The 16,646-nt window shown below is 73.8% G+C and carries 12 protein-coding genes; 7 read left to right on the forward strand and 5 right to left on the reverse strand.

The window, feature by feature from the left end; genetic code table 11:
• The first annotated feature begins 460 nt into the window (after window positions 1–460).
• Together V2J85_RS37730 and ptsP are read left to right on the forward strand one after the other, a co-directional pair.
• Entirely contained in the window at window positions 461–910 is a 450-nt protein-coding gene (locus V2J85_RS37730) for a PTS sugar transporter subunit IIA (protein ID WP_261952844.1), read from the forward strand.
• Window positions 911–989: 79 nt separating this feature from the next.
• Window positions 990–2,660, forward strand: coding sequence for a phosphoenolpyruvate--protein phosphotransferase (ptsP, locus tag V2J85_RS37735; protein ID WP_261952843.1), 1,671 nt, complete (start codon window positions 990–992; stop codon window positions 2,658–2,660).
• 107 nt (window positions 2,661–2,767) lie between these two features.
• Here ptsP and V2J85_RS37740 read toward each other — a convergent pair whose 3' ends face one another.
• Window positions 2,768–3,721: a hypothetical protein gene (locus V2J85_RS37740; protein WP_261952842.1), complete on the reverse strand. Its 954-nt coding sequence runs from the start codon at window positions 3,719–3,721 to the stop codon at window positions 2,768–2,770.
• A gap of 164 nt (window positions 3,722–3,885) precedes the next feature.
• A complete protein-coding gene (locus tag V2J85_RS37745; RefSeq protein WP_330824105.1) occupies window positions 3,886–5,904 on the reverse strand; it encodes an acetoacetate--CoA ligase in 2,019 nt (672 codons plus the stop codon).
• 308 nt (window positions 5,905–6,212) lie between these two features.
• Here V2J85_RS37745 and V2J85_RS37750 point away from each other — a divergent pair, with 308 nt between their 5' ends.
• Window positions 6,213–8,636: a glycoside hydrolase family 31 protein gene (locus tag V2J85_RS37750; RefSeq protein WP_330824106.1), complete on the forward strand. Its 2,424-nt coding sequence runs from the start codon at window positions 6,213–6,215 to the stop codon at window positions 8,634–8,636.
• 82 nt (window positions 8,637–8,718) lie between these two features.
• Window positions 8,719–9,582, forward strand: a complete 864-nt coding sequence (locus V2J85_RS37755; RefSeq protein WP_330824107.1) for a M15 family metallopeptidase — start codon at window positions 8,719–8,721, stop codon at window positions 9,580–9,582.
• A gap of 27 nt (window positions 9,583–9,609) precedes the next feature.
• Here the strand turns inward: V2J85_RS37755 and V2J85_RS37760 are convergent, their stop codons facing one another.
• Window positions 9,610–10,545 carry an NUDIX hydrolase gene (locus V2J85_RS37760; RefSeq protein WP_330824117.1) on the reverse strand — a complete coding sequence of 312 codons (936 nt, stop codon included), beginning with the start codon at window positions 10,543–10,545 and terminating at the stop codon, window positions 9,610–9,612.
• Window positions 10,546–10,839: 294 nt separating this feature from the next.
• Here V2J85_RS37760 and V2J85_RS37765 point away from each other — a divergent pair, with 294 nt between their 5' ends.
• From V2J85_RS37765 to glpK, 3 genes are all read left to right on the forward strand, one after another.
• Complete coding sequence (locus V2J85_RS37765; protein WP_261952838.1) at window positions 10,840–12,543, forward strand: GGDEF domain-containing protein; 1,704 nt, start codon at window positions 10,840–10,842, stop codon at window positions 12,541–12,543.
• A 226-nt stretch (window positions 12,544–12,769) separates the two neighbouring features.
• Window positions 12,770–13,537 carry an MIP/aquaporin family protein gene (locus tag V2J85_RS37770; RefSeq protein ID WP_330824108.1) on the forward strand — a complete coding sequence of 256 codons (768 nt, stop codon included), beginning with the start codon at window positions 12,770–12,772 and terminating at the stop codon, window positions 13,535–13,537.
• 76 nt (window positions 13,538–13,613) lie between these two features.
• Complete coding sequence (gene glpK / locus V2J85_RS37775) at window positions 13,614–15,143, forward strand: glycerol kinase GlpK (RefSeq protein WP_265363784.1); 1,530 nt, start codon at window positions 13,614–13,616, stop codon at window positions 15,141–15,143.
• A 73-nt stretch (window positions 15,144–15,216) separates the two neighbouring features.
• Here the strand turns inward: glpK and V2J85_RS37780 are convergent, their stop codons facing one another.
• Both V2J85_RS37780 and V2J85_RS37785 read right to left on the reverse strand, forming a co-directional pair.
• Entirely contained in the window at window positions 15,217–15,828 is a 612-nt protein-coding gene (locus V2J85_RS37780; protein WP_261952835.1) for a GTP-binding protein, read from the reverse strand.
• Between the two features lie 163 nt (window positions 15,829–15,991).
• Complete coding sequence (locus V2J85_RS37785; RefSeq protein ID WP_261952834.1) at window positions 15,992–16,603, reverse strand: TetR/AcrR family transcriptional regulator; 612 nt, start codon at window positions 16,601–16,603, stop codon at window positions 15,992–15,994.
• Window positions 16,604–16,646: the final 43 nt, after the last annotated feature.

The following is a 16,646-nucleotide window of genomic DNA, read 5'->3' on the forward strand; positions in this document are numbered from 1 at the left end:
CCATCCGGTCCGGTAGACGGGGTATCAACATATCTGGCGTTGACTTTTGGCACGCTGTTGAGTTCTCAAGGAACGGACGCTTCCTTTGTGCCTGTTTCACCAGGCTCTCCGGGCGCTTCCCTTCGGTGTTTCACACTCTATCAGGCCTTTTCGGGCTTTCGAACCGCCGCTTTTCTGCAGGCATGCAGAAGCGCGCAATTCTTGAGTCGCGATCAAGACGCTGAGGAGTGCCGCCCACCTCAACCGGGCCGCAGTTGACTGCGGCTGGCTGTCCGGGGCAGGTCTCAGACAGTACAGCTCTGCTGTGGGCGAGGCAAATCGATTCAGCGGGACTCGCGGGGTGCAACCGGTGTCTCTCATGCGGAACCGTCGATTCTTATGACTTACGCTCTGAACGGTGCGCCGTCCAGGACAGGTAGTGACGGCGGCCTGATGAATCTCCACCCCTGGGAGGCTTCCCATGACCACCGTGACGTCCCCGCTCGCAGGACGCGCCATCGGACTCGCGGCCGTGCCCGACCCGGTGTTCTCCGGAGCGATGGTGGGCCCCGGTACCGCCATCGACCCCGTCCGTGAGCCGTCCGCCGCCGTCTCCCCCGTGGACGGTGTCGTCGTCTCTCTGCACCCGCACGCCTTCGTCGTCGTGGACCCCGAGGGCCACGGCGTGCTCACGCACCTCGGTATCGACACCGTTCAGCTCAACGGCGAGGGCTTCGAGCTGCTCGTGAACAAGGGCGACAACGTGACCCGCGGTCAGGAGATCGTGCGCTGGGACCCCGCCGCGGTCGAGGAGGCCGGCAAGTCCCCGGTGTGCCCGGTCGTCGCGCTGGAGGCCACCGCCGACGCGCTCGGTGACGTGCGCGAGGACGGCGATGTGAAGGCCGGCGACCAGCTCTTCTCCTGGCAGTAGGCCAGGTGCCGTCGCGGACGGCAGGTACGACATTCATCGCGGCGGCCGGGCCGTCGCATCACAACCGGAGACGGGTGCAATGGAGACAACGCTGCGGGGCGTCGGGGTGAGCCACGGTGTGGCCATAGGCGAGGTGCGGCACATGGGCACGGCGGTGCTGGAGCCGCCGGCCAAGCAGATCCCGGCGGAGGAGGCGGAGCGCGAACAGGGGCGCGCCCGCCAGGCCGTCGAGGCCGTGGCCGCCGACCTGATAGCGCGCGGGAACCTGGCCGGTGGTGAGGCGCAGGCGGTGCTGGAGGCCCAGGCGCTGATGGCGCAGGACCCGGAGCTGATGGCGGACGTCGAGCGGCGGGTCGCCGTGGGCAGCACCGCCGAGCGTGCGGTCTACGACGCGTTCGCGGCCTACCGGGCGCTGCTCGCCGGTGCCGGTGAGTACCTCGCGGGCCGGGTGGCCGACCTCGATGACGTGCGGAACCGTATCGTCGCGCGGCTGCTGGGCGTGCCGATGCCGGGTGTGCCGGACAGTGACGAGCCGTACGTGCTGATCGCTCGCGATCTGGCGCCGGCCGACACGGCGCTGCTGGACCCGTCGCTGGTGCTCGGTTTCGTGACCGAGGAGGGCGGGCCGACCAGTCACAGCGCGATCCTCGCGCGGGCGCTGGGGGTGCCGGCCGTCGTCGCGCTGCCGGGCGCCGGTGAGCTGGTCGAGGGCACGGTGATCGCCGTCGACGGCAGCACCGGTGAGATCTTCGTGGAGCCGAGCCCGGAGAAGCGGGCGGAGCTGGAGCGGGCCGCGGCGGAGCGGAAGGCGGCGCTGGCCGCGTCGTCCGGTCCGGGGGCCACCTCCGACGGGCACAAGGTGCCGCTGCTGGCGAACGTCGGCGGTCCGGGTGATGTGGACGCCGCGGTCGAGGCCGGTGCGGAGGGCGTCGGGCTCTTCCGTACGGAGTTCCTGTTCCTGGACGACAGCAAGCAGGCGCCGTCCGAGGAGAAGCAGGTCGAGGCGTACCGGAAGGTGCTGGAGGCCTTCCCGGAGGGGCGCGTGGTCGTGCGCGTGCTGGACGCCGGTGCCGACAAGCCGCTGGACTTCCTGACGCCGGCCGACGAGCCGAACCCGGCGCTGGGCGTGCGGGGTCTGCGCACCCTGCTCGACCACCCCGAGGTGCTGCGGACGCAGCTCTCGGCGCTGGCGAAGGCCGCCGAGGGGCTGCCGGTCTACCTCGAGGTCATGGCGCCGATGGTGGCGGACCGGATCGACGCCAAGGCGTTCGCGGACGCCTGCCGTGAGGCGGGGCTGCGGGCGAAGTTCGGGGCGATGGTGGAGATTCCGTCGGCGGCTCTGCGGGCGCGGTCGATCCTGCAGGAGGTGGAGTTCCTTTCGCTGGGGACCAATGACCTGGCGCAGTACACCTTCGCGGCGGACCGTCAGGTGGGCGCGGTGTCGCGGCTGCAGGATCCGTGGCAGCCGGCGCTGCTGGATCTCGTGGCGCTGTCGGCCGAGGCCGCCAAGGCCGAGGGCAAGAGCTGCGGTGTCTGTGGTGAGGCGGCCTCGGACCCGCTGCTGGCGTGTGTGCTGACGGGTCTTGGTGTCACCAGCCTTTCGATGGGTGCGGCGTCCCTTCCCTATGTGCGGGCGACGCTGGCCAAGCACACGCTGGCGCAGTGCGAGCGTGCGGCGGCCGCGGCGCGCGCGGCGGACACCGCCGAGGACGCGCGGGCGGCCGCGCAGGCGGTGCTCTCCGGGGAGTGAGGCCGGGCGGCGCGTGGCGCCGCACGGGCCTGACGGCCGTCCCGCCCTCGTGGCGGGGCGGCCGTTCGTGTTGTCGGGGCCGGTGTGTTGTGGTGCCCGGTGGCCGGTCAGGGGTGGCAGGGGTGGTCGGGCGGGGGTGTCACGGGCAGGCCGGGGGCGTAGCTGACGCCTGGTTCGGGTGGCACGGGCTCGCCGCTGTCGGCGTCGGTGCAGTAGGCGGTGAAGACCTCGCCGGCGCTGAGGGCGTGCGGCCAGGCGTCGCGCAGGGACCAGCCGCGGACCGTGTCGCGGGGTGGGGGTGCGCCCCGGGATGCGGCGGTGGCCGGGTCGTGGGCGGTCTCGCCGGGGTCGGGTGTGGTGCGGGAGACGATGCCGCCGGGGGTGCGCAGGGCGAGGCCGGCGGCGAGGACCGTGCAGAAGATCAGGGCCTGGTGTTCGTCCAGTCGGGGGCGGGCGCCGGGGCCGCGGCCGGCGTGCAGGACGGCGAGCAGGGGCGGATCGCCGGCGGCGATGGAGCAGACGAGGTGGTGGGTGCCGTCGCCGAGGGCGTCGAGGAGGCCCTGGACGGCCTGGCCGGCGCGGGTGAAGGCGGCGTGCGCGAGGTCGGCGCCGCAGGTCTCGCAGCGGCCGGCACGGGTGAGCAGGGCGGTGGCGCGGTCCCAGGTCGCCTGGCGGTCTGCCTCGGCGACCAGTAACGGGAGGAGCTGGGTCAGCGGTTCGCCGTCGTAGGTGACGGTGGCGCCGGTGCGGGCCACTTCGGCGGTGTAGCGGCTGCGGCTGTCGGGCCGGTCGGGGTCCAGGGAGCGGTCGGCGCAGTACTGCGCGTAGGCGGCCGGGTCGAAGAGGCCGACGGTGGTGAGGACGCCCTGGCCGGCGAGGGTGCGCAGCAGGATCTCCATCTGGCGGAGGTAGCCGGCGTGGTCGTCGAACGGGAAGCTGGCGTACCGGCGCATGGCGGTGAAGTCGCGCTCGTCGGCGAGGACGGCGGCGGCGCTCGGGATTTCCCGCCGCAGGCTGCGGCGGGCGGCGGCCGGGTCGGTGGGCCGGGATGTGGTGGTCATGGTTCCCCCTCGGTGTCTCGGTGTGCGCGGTGGACGCCGGGCCGGGCGGTGCACGGCCCGGCGTTCACTCGTCACCGAGAGTAATCGGAGGGTCTGACAACGGCGGTCCGGCGCCGGGCCCGGGGCCGGGTCGGCGGTTCGCGGTCCGGCGCTGACCGGTGGTTCTACTGGGCGCGGTCGCGGGCCACCTGCTCGTAGAAGTGGAGGAGTTCGAGGTTGTCGACCGAGCCGGGGTTGACGGCCTTGTCGAGCGGGGTGCCCTGGAGGAGGCGTTTGACGGGGACTTCGATGCGCTTGCCGGTGAGGGTGTGCGGGACGCCGGGGGCCTCGATGATGTCGTCGGGGACGTGGCGCGGGGAGAGCTGTTCGCGGATGGTGCGCTTGATGCGGTCGCGGAGCGCGTCGTCGAGGGTGCTGCCCGGTGCGAGGTGGACGAAGAGCGGCATCCAGTAGCCGCCGTCGGGGAGCTCCAGGCCGATGACGAGGGACTCGCGGATCTCGGGGAGGCGTTCGACGGCTTCGTAGATGTCGGCGGAGCCCATCCGCACGCCCTGGCGGTTGAGGGTGGAGTCGGAGCGTCCGTGGATGATGACGCTGCCGCGGGAGGTGACGGTGATCCAGTCGCCGTGCCGCCAGACGCCGGGGTACATGTCGAAGTAGCTGTCGTGGTAGCGGGTGCCGTCGGGGTCGTTCCAGAAGCGGGTGGGCATGGACGGCATGGGGTTGGTGACGACGAGTTCGCCGACCTCGTCGATGACGGGCTTGCCCTGGGGGTCCCAGGCCTGCAGGTCGGTGCCGAGGCAGGGGGCCTGGAGTTCGCCGATGTGGACCGGGAGGGTGGGGACGGCGCCGGCGAAGCAGCTGCAGACGTCGGTGCCACCGCTGACGGAGGCGGTCCACAGGTCGGCGCCGCTCTCCGCGAAGGAGTCGTGCAGCCAGCGGAAGCCGTCCGGGGGAAGCGGGGAGCCGGTGGTGGCGACGCAGGTGACGGCGGAGAGGTCGAGGTCGCGGGCGGGGTGGATGCCGGCCTTGCGGCAGGCCATGACGTACGCGGCGGAGGTGCCGAAGACGGTGGCGCGGGTGGCCTCGGCGACCCGCCACTGGGCGGCGATGTCGGGGTGGCCGGGGCTGCCGTCGTAGAGGACGATCGTGGAGCCCACCAGGAGGCCGGCGACGAGGAAGTTCCACATCATCCAACCGGTGGAGGTGTACCAGAAGAACCGGTCGTCGGGGCCGAGGTCGCAGTGCAGGCCGGTCTGCTTGAGGTGTTCGAGGAGGATGCCGCCCTGGGACTGGACGATGGCCTTGGGGAGCCCGGTGGTGCCGGAGGAGTAGAGCACCCAGAGGGGGTGGTCGAAGGGGACCTGTTCGTAGACCGGTTCGGTGTCGTTTCCGGTCAGGTCCGACCAGTTGAGGGCGCCTTCGGGGGCGGGGGTGCCGAGCAGGGGGATGTGGACGACGGCGCGCAGGGTGGGGAGTTCGGCGCGGAGTTCGGTGACGGTGTCGCGGCGGTCGTGTTCCTTGCCGCCGTAGCGGTAGCCGTCGACGGTGAACAGGACGACCGGTTCGATCTGTTGGAAGCGGTCCAGGACGCTGCGGGCGCCGAAGTCGGGGGCGCAGGACGTCCAGACGCCGCCGACCGCCGCGGTGGCGAGCAGGGCGACGACGGCCTCGGGGACGTTGGGGAGGTAGCCGCTGACGCGGTCGCCGGGGCGGACGCCGAGGCGGCGGAGTTCGGCGGCCAGCGAGCCGACCTGGGCGCGCAGCCGGCGCCAGGTGACGGGGGTCGGTTCGTGGGTCTCGTCGACGTACAGCAGCGCGGGCTCGTCGGCGCGGGCCGGGTCCTCGGCGGCGCGCAGGGCGTGTGCGGCGTAGTTGAGGGTGGCGCCGGGGAACCAGCGGGCGCCGGGCATCGCACGGTCGGCGAGCACGGTCTCGTAGGGGGTGGCGAAGCGGACGTCGAACCAGGCGGCGACGGCGCGCCAGAAGGCGGGGAGGTCGTCGACGGACCAGCGGTGCAGGTCGGCGTAGCTCGCGGCGGGGTCGCCCGGGGTGGGGGCGGGGGCGCCGTGGTGGGCGGCGGCCCAGGTGTGGAAGCGGGTGACCTGTGCGCCGGCGATCCGGTCCGGGCCGGGCTGCCAGAGGGGTTCCGGCCGGTGGGCGGAGTGCGGTGCGGTGGTCATGAGGCGGCTCCCGGGTGGTACGCGGCGTATGCGCCGGGCGCGCACCTTGGTGGGGGTCTCCCGGCCTGACGTGTGCGCGTGACACGGCTTGTCTGGACGATGCCATGTGATCGTCTTGTGCACCAGGGTCGACCGCCCATATTCGGGGGGTGGGGGATGTGGTGTGCACACGTGGGGGGCGGCGCGGGCGTATTCCGGCCACGGGCCGTCCCACCCCGGGCCTCGGCGTGGCCGAGCGTGACCCCGTGCAGGTGAACGGCAGTTGAACGATGCCCGCCCACCCGGGCGTCAATGGCAGGCTGACCGGCATGGACGGGCGTGATCTGGTGCGATCGGTACGGGTGGTCAGGGCGGTCGGGCCGGCGCAGGGGCTCCGCTCCGTGCGCGCGGCGTGGCGGGCGCGGCGGGCGGATGCGGTGGCGCTGCCGGCGCGGGCGCCGGAGCGGGCGCGGGTGCCGGGGGCGGCCACGGGGGCGGAGCCGCAGCCGGGCGGCGGGGTGATCCATTTCGCGCGGTCGTCGCTGCGGGTGCGGGTGGCGATTGGTGGTGCGGTGTTCTGCGGCTGGGACGGTGCCGGGCCGGAGCCGTCGTACGCGCTGGCCGGGGCGTGTCCCGAGGTGGACGCGCGGGCGGTGCTGGAGCCCGATACGGAGGGCGGCTGGCGGGTGGTGTCCGAGCGGGTGCTGGTGGCGGTGTCCCGGCACGGCGCGGTGGAGGTGCGCACGCCGGGCGGGGCGGTGCTGCGGCGGGAGCTGCCGCCGCGCTGGTGGGACCGTACGGCGGGGCCGGACGGGGCGGGTGAGCGGGCCGGGCGGCCGGAGGGCGGCGACGGGTCGCGGTGGGTGCAGCGGTCGGAGGTGGCGGCCGATGCGCGGTTCTTCGGGCTGGGCGGCCGGGCGCACGGGCCGCGGCTGCGGGACGGCGCCTACCGGTTGTGGAACACCGATCCGGGCGGCGCGTTCGTGCCGGGGGACGATCCGCTGTCGCTGACGATGCCGGTGCAGTTGGTGGTGGCGGACGCCGGAACACATCTGGTTTTTCACGACAATTCATGGGACGGCCGGGTGCACTTGCGCGAGGGGGCGGAGGGCGCCGGTTCCGGGCACGACCGGCCGGGCACGTGTGAGGTGCGGATGGACGGCGGGCCGCTGCGCTACTGGGTGCTGGCCGGGACCCCGGCCCGGGTGCTGCAGATGTGGACGGCGCTGACCGGTGCGCCCGCGCTGCCGCCCCGGTGGGCGCTGGGGTACCAGCACGCCCGTTGGGGGTTCGGCGGCCAGGACGAGGTGCGCCGGATCGTGGCCGGCTACAAGGAGCGGGAGCTTCCGCTGTCGGCCGTCCATCTGGACATCGACCACTTCGACCGGCACCGGGTGTTCACCGTGGACCGTGCGCGCTATCCGGATCTGCCGGGCCTGGCGCGGGAGTTGCGGGCCGACGGGGTGCGGCTGGTGTCGATCGTGGATCCGGCGGTGAAGGCGGAGCCGGGGGACGCGGTCTACGAGGGCGGGGCGGCGGCCGACGCCTTCGTACGGGACGCGCGGGGGCGGGAGGTGCGCGGGGTGGTGTGGCCGGGCGAGTCGGTGTACCCGGACTTCACCGATGCGCGGGTGCGCAAGTGGTGGGGCGCGCTGTACGCCGAGCGGCTGGCGCAGGGGTTCTCGGGCTTCTGGCACGACATGAACGAGCCGGTGTCGTTCGCCCCGTTCGGGGAGCAGACGCTGCCGCGTTCGTCCCGGCACGCGCTGGAGGGGCGGGGCGGGGACCACCGGGAGGCGCACAACGTCTACGGGCTGGCGATGGCCCGGGCGGGGTTCGAGGGGCTGTGTGAACTGCGGCCCGAGGAGCGGCCGTTCCTGTTCTCGCGGGCCGGCTGGGCGGGGCTCCAGAGGTACGGGGGCACCTGGTCGGGGGATGTGGCGACGGGTTGGGAGGGGCTCAGGGCCTCGCTGTCGCTGGTCCTGGGGCTGGGGCTGTGCGGGGTGCCGTACAGCGGCCCGGACGTCGGCGGGTTCTCCGGGTCACCGTCGCCGGAGCTGTATGTGCGGTGGTTCCAACTGGGCGCGTATCTGCCGCTGTTCCGGACGCATTCGGCGGTGTGGGCGGGCCGCAGGGAACCGTGGGAGTTCGGCATAGCCGCGCTCGGGCACGCCCGGGCGGCGCTGCGGGAGCGGCAGCGGCTGCTGCCGTACTTCGTGACGCTGGGCCAGTTGGCGCGGCTGGCGGGGGCGCCGTATGTGCGGCCGGTGTGGTGGAGTTCGCCGCGCGACCGGGCGCTGCGGGACTGCGGGGACGCGTTTCTGCTGGGGGATGCGCTGCTGGTGGCGCCGGTGCTGCAGGCGGGGGTGACCCGGCGGGCGGTGCGGCTGCCGCGCGGGCGGTGGTACGACACCGCGACCGGGCGGGCGTACGAGGGTCCCGGGCAGGTGTGGGTGGACGCGCCGCTGTCGCGGATCCCGGTGCTGGCGCGGGCCGGGGCGGTGCTTCCGGTGGCGGACGGGGACGGCGGGACACAGCTGGAGGTGTGGGCCCCGGTGGCCGGCCGGGAGGGCGGCGGGCTGGTGGTTCCGGACGCCGGGGACAGCTGGCAGCGGCCGACGGTGGAGCGCTTCGTGACGCGGCGGGAGGCGGACGGCCGGGTGGTCGTCGAGCGGCGGGACGGTGGCGCGGTGGGGTATCGCGTACGGGTGCGGGGGCTGGCGGAGGAGGTGCCGGCGGGGGCGGACGGGTGACGGGAGGTCAATTCCCGTGCCGGGGCCGCGGACCGGTGGGCGGGGTCTTCCGCGGAGCCGCCGCTCCTGATAGACGGGGGCCATGCCGAGACCGATACTCGCTGCCGCGCTGCGCGGCGCCGCCACCGTCGCCGCTGCCGCCGCCCTGCTGGCCGTCACCGCGCTCTCCCCCGCCGCGGCGGCCCCGGCCGCCCGGCCCGCTCCGCCGTCGACGCCGGCCCACGACCCCAAGGCGCCCGAGGAGTTCGTCGCCCTGCGGGACGTCGATCCGACCGTCCTCCAGGAGATGCGCTACATCACCCCGCACAACTTCATGGGCGTCCCGGTGACCGGCTACCGGGCACCGATATGCCTGCTGACCAGGGACGCGGCGCGGGCACTGCACCGGGCGCAGCGCTCGTTCCTGCGCCGCGGCTACTCCCTCAAGGTGTACGACTGCTACCGGCCGCAGCGCGCCGTCAACCACTTCGTGGCGTGGGCCAAGGACCTCGGCGACCAGCGGATGAAGGGCGAGTTCTATCCGCTGGTCGACAAGTCGATGTTGTTCCGGGACGGCTACATCGCCGAGAAGTCCGGGCACAGCCGGGGCAGTACGGTCGATCTGACGCTGGTGCGGCTGCCGGCGCCGCCGACCCGGCCGTATGTGCCGGGCGAGCCGCTGACGCCCTGTTACGGGCCGCGGGCGGCCCGCTTCCCGGACAACTCGCTGGACATGGGCACCGGGTTCGACTGCTTCGACACCCTGGCGCACACCCTCGACCCGCGGATCACGGGCGTGCAGCGGGCGAACCGGCTGCTGCTCAAGGACGGCCTGGAGCGGGCGGGGTTCGTCAACTACGCGGCCGAGTGGTGGCACTACACCTTCACCCCGGAGACGTTCCCGGACACCTATTTCGACTTCCCGGTGTCCCGCCGGTCGCTGACCGGGCACCGGCCGCGCGGCTGAGGTAACGGGCGTGCCCGGGCGGGGCGTTCAGGAACCGTCCCGGCCCGGGCGCAGCAGGGCCGGGTGCAGCAGGGCGGCGCCGCCCGCGCGGTAGAGGCGGGCCCGCGGCCCGCCGCGGGCTCCCCCGCGGGCCGCGGTGGAGCCGGTGGGCTCGACGAATCCGGGGACGGAGAGCACCTTGCGGTGGAAGTTGCCGGCGTGCAGCGGGCTGCCCCAGACGGACTCGTAGACGCCGCGGAGTTCGGCGATGGTGAATTCCTCGCCGAGGAAGGCGGTGGCCAGCGGGGTGTACTCGATCTTGGCGCGGGCCCGGTCCAGGCCGTCGGCGACGATCCGGGCGTGGTCGAAGGCGAGCGGCAGCGGGGCCGGTGCCTCCGGGCCCGGCGCGGCGGCGGGGGTCCGGGGCACGGAATCACCCCCGTCGATCCCGTGCCCCGGACCCTGTTCTGAGGGACGCGGGCGGGCCGCGTCCGGTTCGCCGGCGGTCCGTGCCGTACGGTCCCGGTCCCCGGCCGCGCTTCCCGGGGCCGCCGCCCGGTCCGTACGGCCGTCCCGGCGCGCGCCGAGGTCGAGCCGGGAGACCGGGATCCAGGCTGCGGCGGTCGCGTCGCCGCCGCCCCGGGCCTCGGGGAGGTCGGGGGCGAAGGCGAGGTAGGCGACGGTGACGACCGGCATCCTCGGGTCGCGTGCCGGCTCGCCGTAGGAGCCGAGCTGTTCGAGGTGGACGCGTTCCAGGTGGGCGGCGTCCAGGCCGGTTTCCTCGGCGAGTTCGCGGGCCGCTGCCGCGTCGAGGGACTCCCGTCCGGCGCGGACGAAGCCGCCGGGCAGGGCCCAGGCGCCGCGGAACGGTCGGCCGCCGCGTTCGACGAGCAGGACGTGCAGCGCGCCGCCGCGCAGGGTGAGCGCGACGATGTCGACGGTCACGGCGATGGCGGGGAAGTCCCGGGGGTCGTAGGCGGCCAGGAAGGCGCTGTCGTCGCCCCCGGCGCCAACTTCCTTGGCGTGCCGGTCCTTTCCGGCCATGACTGTCCCCCTCCCCCGCTGGTTATTCTCACCCTGAGTCTTTCTCGGAACGAGAACAACATAGCAACCGGCCGCGGGACCGGTCCAGCCGGTTCCCGGCGCATCGCACGTACCGGGCCCGGTCGAACGCCGTGTGTGCATCGCGGGGGCCGCCGTCCGTACGCTCCGGAAGGATGCGTGAACAGTGCGTTAATCAGACATCCCGCTGGGTCGCGGAGGGGCATGCTGCTGCCCGTGCCTGCGTGGACGGACCAGCTTCGCTTCGCCTTCCAGCCCGTGGTGAACCTCTCGACCGGTTCGGTCGCGGCGCTGGAGATACTCGCCCGCCCCGAGCCGGGTGCGGCCGACGTCCTGACGTCCGCGCGGCGCTGTCCGGACCTGGACGCCGAACTGGCCGCGCTCGCGGTGCGGGCGGCGTCGCACCAGGAGACCCTGCTGCCGCTGCACGTCAACGTCTTCGCCGGCACGGTCGCCGAGCTGCCCCGGCTGACGTCGCTGACCAAGGCCGTGCACGAGGTGGGCCGGCGGCCCTGGGAGGTCACCCTCGACATCGGCGGGCCGTTCCTCCACGTACCGGGTGCGGCGCTGCTGGAGTCGGTGGCGGTGCTGCGCGACGAGGGCTTCCGGATCTGTGCGGACGGGGTCGGGGACGGCGATCTGCCGCTGCGGCTGCTCGGCGCGCTCGCCCCGGACCTGGTCAAGCTCGACGCCTCGCTGTGCGCGGGGCTCGACGCCGACCGGGGGCGGCAGGCGGTGGTGGCCGCGATGCGGGAGCTGTGCGAGCGGACCGGCGGGCTGCTGGCCATCGAGGGGGTGGAGACCGAGCGGCAGTACGCGGCGGTCCGGGACGCCGGGGTGCAGCTGGCGCAGGGCCATCTGTTCGCCCCGCCGGCGCGGCGGCCGGCCACCGACGTGTATCTGCCGCCGCCGGTGTCCCCGGTGGTGAGCGGGCCGGCCGCGGCGACGTACCGCCCGCCGTCCGGGCCGCCGGTGGCGCAGTTCCTGCAGCCGGCCGCGCTGTTGCCGATGACGGCGTCGGCGGGCGCGGTGCGCAGCCATCTCACCGGTTTCCCCGAGGTGTCGGGGGTGCTGCTGGTGGACACCGACGGGGTGCCGGTCCGGGCGATCGACCGGGACCGGTTCCTGCTGTCGCTGTCCGGGCGGTACGGGCACGCGCTGTACGCGGACCGGCCGGCGCTGCGGCTGGCGGACCGGCCGCGGACGGTCGGTGCGGACGCCACCGCCTGGCAGGTGCTCGACGTGATCGCGGAGGGCGACCGGGACCGTACCGGGGACGACGTGGCGGTGGTGGACGAGCGGGGCCGGTGCATGGGCGTGGTGCACCTCGCGGACATCCTGCGGGCGTTGGCGGAGAGCCGGGTGGAGGAGGCGGCCCGGCTCAATCCGCTGACCCGGCTGCCCGGTTCGGACGAGGTCAACGCGGAGGTGGACCGGCGGATCGCCGAGGGGCGGGCGTTCGCCCTGAGCTGGCTGGACGTGGACGGATTCAAGCAGGTCAACGACGGTGCCGGGTTCGCGGCGGGCGATGAGCTGATCCGGTCGGTGGGGCGGACGCTCGCGGGGGTCGCGGCGGCCGAGCCGTCCTGCCGGGTGGGCCACATCGGGGGTGACGACTTCCTGGTGCTGGCCGAGCCGGACGGGCTGGCGCCGTTCGCGGCCGCGCTGCTGGACGTGGTCTGGGAGGCCGGCGGACGGCCGGTGACGCTGTCGCTGGCGACGGTGGTGTGCCCGCCCGGCAGCGTCGGCGGGCACCACGAGGCCGCGGCGGCGCTCGCCCCGCTCAAGAAGGAGGCCAAGGCGCTGCCGGGGGCGAGCTGGGTGGTGGGCCGACCGGGTTCGGCGTGTACGGAGGTGCGCCGGGGGGTGGCCCGGGTGCCGGATCCGGCCGGGCCGGAGGGGCTGCGGGCGCGGGGCTGACGGCGGTCGGGCGGCGCGGGGAAGGCCGTTGCCCGGGGTCAACATCCGCTGCTGTGGGCGACCTTGACGCCCCCTCAGCCCGGGTGAACACTTCCCCGTGCCAAGTCGGCACCGCCGCACTCAGGCACCCCGGCCGGGTGGCAGCGGCTGCCCGCTGCCCGCCGGTGGCAACGCACCCTGCACGGAGGACCGGGGGACGTCCCCGGGCCAGGGACAAGGAGCCGCCATGTATTCCAATGGGGACATCGTCGTCGGTGAAGTGATCGGTACCGCGATCCTGATTCTCTTCGGTGCGGGGGTGTGCGCCGCGGTCACGCTGCACCACTCCAAGGCGCGGGCGGCCGGCTGGGTCGTGATCGCCTTCGGCTGGGGCATGGGCGTCCTGGCCGGGGCGTACACCGCGGCGCCGCTGTCCGGCGGGCACCTCAACCCGGCGGTGACGCTCGGCTCGGCGGTCGCGGGCGGGACGCCGTGGTCGAAGGTGCCGGTGTACGTGCTGGCGCAGATGGTGGGCGCGGCGATCGGGGCGGTGCTGGCCTGGGCGCTGTACTACGCCCAGTTCGCCGCGAACGCCGACCGGGACAAGGCGCAGCCGACGCTGGGGGTCTTCTCCACCGCCCCGGAGATCCGCAAGCCGGCGGCCAACCTCGTCACCGAGGTCATCGCCACCGTCGGCCTGGTGCTGCCGCTGCTGTTCTTCGGCGAGAACAGGGGCATCGGGATCGGGCAGGTGCCCGGCGAGCGGGCCGGGGTCTACGGCTCGGGCATCAATGTGCTGCTGGTCGCGCTGCTCGTGGTCGGGATCGGGCTGTCGCTGGGCGGGCCGACCGGTTACGCGATCAACCCGGCGCGGGACCTCGGTCCGCGCGTGGTGCACGCCCTGCTGCCGATCCCCAACAAGGGGTCGTCGGACTGGGGTTACGCCTGGATACCGGTGGCCGGGCCGCTGATCGGCGCGGTGCTCTCCGGACTGGTCTACCGGGCGGCATTCTGACCGGTGCGGCCGCACGAAGGCGGGCGCACCACGGGTGCGACCCGGGTACCCACTCGGAGCCAGGAGGCCTGACGGCATGAACCAGCACACCGAGAAGTACGTCGCCGCGATCGATCAGGGCACCACGTCGAGCCGCTGCATCATCTTCGACCACGACGGGTCGATCGTCGCCGTGGACCAGCGCGAGCACCGGCAGATCTTCCCCCGGCCCGGCTGGGTGGAGCACGACGCGACGGAGATCTGGACGAAGGTGCAGGCCGTGGTGGCGGGTGCGCTCACCAAGGCGGGGCTGCGCGCCGACCAGCTCAGTGCGCTGGGCATCACCAACCAGCGGGAGACCACGGTGCTGTGGGACCGGGCCACCGGCCGGCCGGTGCACCACGCGATCGTCTGGCAGGACACCCGGACCTCGCAGCTGTGCGCGGAACTGGGCGGCGCGGACGGCCAGGACCGCTTCCGCGAGGCCACCGGTCTGCCGCTGGCGAGCTACTTCTCCGGGCCGAAGGCGGCCTGGCTGCTGGACGAGGTGCCGGGGCTGCGGGCGCGTGCCGAGCGCGGCGAGATCGCGTTCGGCACCATCGACTCCTGGCTGATCTGGAACCTGACCGGCGGCATCGACGGCGGGGTGCACGTCACGGACGTGACCAACGCGGGCCGCACGATGCTGATGAACCTGGCGACCCTGCAGTGGGATCCGGCGATCCTGTCGGCGATGAACGTGCCCGCCGCGATGCTGCCGGAGATCCGGTCCTCGGCGGAGGTGTACGGCTCCGCGGTGGGCCAGCTCCAGGGGGTGCCGGTGGCGTCCGCGCTGGGCGACCAGCAGGCGGCGGTCTTCGGGCAGACCTGCTACGGCGTCGGCGAGGCCAAGAACACCTACGGCACCGGCTCGTTCCTGCTGCTCAACACGGGCAACCGCCCGGTGGCGTCCAAGAGCGGGCTGCTGACGACCATGGGCTACCAGCTGGGCGGTGAGGACCCGGTCTACTGCCTGGAGGGGTCCATCGCCATCACGGGCGCGCTGGTGCAGTGGTTCCGCGACCAGCTCGGCATCATCTCCTCGGCCGAGGAGATCGAGTCGCTGGCGGCGAGCGTCCCGGACAACGGCGGGGCGTACATCGTGCCGGCGTTCTCCGGTCTCTTCGCGCCGTATTGGCGCTCCGACGCCCGCGGGGTGATCACGGGTCTGACCGGTTTCGTCACCAAGGCGCATCTGGCCCGCGCCGTCCTGGAGGCGACCAGCTGGCAGACCCGGGAGGTGGTGGACGCGATGTTCCAGGACTCCGGGGTGCGGATCACCCAGCTGAAGGTGGACGGCGGGATGACCGCCAACAAGCTGCTGATGCAGCATCAGGCGGATGTGCTGGGCGTGCCGGTGATCCGGCCGGTGATCTCGGAGACCACCTGTCTGGGCGCGGCCTACGCGGCGGGCCTGGCCACCGGTGTCTGGCAGGACCTGGACGAGCTGCGGAGCCACTGGAAGCGCGACACCGAGTGGGTGCCGCGGATGGACGGTGCGGTCCGGGACCGCGAGTACGCCAACTGGCGGCGGGCGGTGGAGCGGAGCTTCGGCTGGCTGACCGAGGACGGCTCGGCGGCGTCGTAGCGGCGGGCGGCGGACGTACGGCCCGGGCCCCGGACGGCGGGGTGCGGGCCGTACCCGTGCCCTGGCTCCCCGGTCAGGGCAGTGCGGGCTCCGGGCGCCGGCCGCGGGTCCGCATCGCGTGCTCGACGACGGCGATCAGCACGTCCCGGGCCGAGTCCCGCTCCCGGGCGTCGCAGAGCATCACCGGCACGTCGGGATCGAGGTCCAGGGCGTCGCGGACCGCCTCGGGCGGGTAGCGGTCGGCGCCGTCGAAGCAGTTGACGGCGACGGTGAAGGGCAGTCCGCGGCGCTCGAAGTAGTCGATCGCGGCGAAGCTGTCGGCGAGCCGGCGGGTGTCGGCGAGGACGACCGCGCCCAGCGCACCGCGGGCGAGTTCGTCCCAGAGGAACCAGAAGCGGTCCTGTCCGGGGGTGCCGAAGAGGTAGAGCACCAGCTGGTCGTTGACGGTGATCCGCCCGAAGTCCATGGCGACGGTGGTGGTGCTCTTGGCCTCCACCCCGTGGAGGTCGTCGACCGGGCGGCCGGCCTCGGTCAGCCGCTCCTCGGTGCGCAGCGGTTTGATCTCGCTGACGGCGCCGACCAGTGTGGTCTTGCCGACCCCGAAGCCGCCCGCCACCAGGATCTTGAGCGTCACCGGATCGGCGGCGGCGGTCTGCTGACGACGGTCGGAACGCCCGAAGACCATGGGTACCTTCTCCTGAATTGCCGGGTGTGCGGGCGGTGCTCACGTCTGTGCCCCCGGGCGTGGTGGGGAGCGGGCAGCAGGCGCACAGGCACCGTACAACGTGCTCGGCGCGGCGCCCACTTGAGATCCGTCACGCTTGGGACACGGCCGCCGGCGCGGCCGTTCAGCGCGGGGCGAGGGTCTGCGGCCGGTCGAGGAGGCCCAGCAGGCTCACATGGCCGGCCTCGATGAAGGCGCAGAGCTCCTCCTCGGTGCCGTGCTCCGCCATCTGCCAGGTGATGGCGGCCTCTTCGGCGAACGCCATCCAGGCGCGGGTGGCGACCTCCAGCCGCGGGGCCTGGGGCAGGCCGAGCCGCCGCTGCCCGTCGCGGACCCGGCGGGCGATGGTGGCGCGGGTCCCGTCGACGAGGTCGGCGACCGCGGGATGGCTGCCCGCCGCGCCGCGGACCAGGGCGAGGTAGACCTGCCGGTGCTCCAGGACGTAGGACACGAAGCCGGCGATGAAGGCGCGCATCCAGGCGACCGGCTCCAGGCCGGCGTCCGGTTCGGTGGCGGCGGTGAAGCGGTCGCACTCGGCGCGGACCACGGCGCGGTAGAAGTCGCGCTTGGAGTCGAAGTAGTGGAAGAGCAGCCCGCGGGAGATGCCGGCGCGCCGGGCGACCTCGTCGGTGGACAGTTCGTCCAGGGCCCGGTCGGCGAGCATCTCCAGCCCGATGCCGACCAGTTGCTCCCGGCGCTGGTCGGGGGTGAGTCGGGTGCCTCGCTTGCCGGACATGCCCGCAGTGTACGGCGGTGCCGGGCCGGGTCCGCGTGGCCGC

This window comes from Streptomyces bugieae (assembly GCF_036352915.1).
GTDB classification, from domain to species: Bacteria; Actinomycetota; Actinomycetes; order Streptomycetales; family Streptomycetaceae; genus Streptomyces; species Streptomyces endophytica.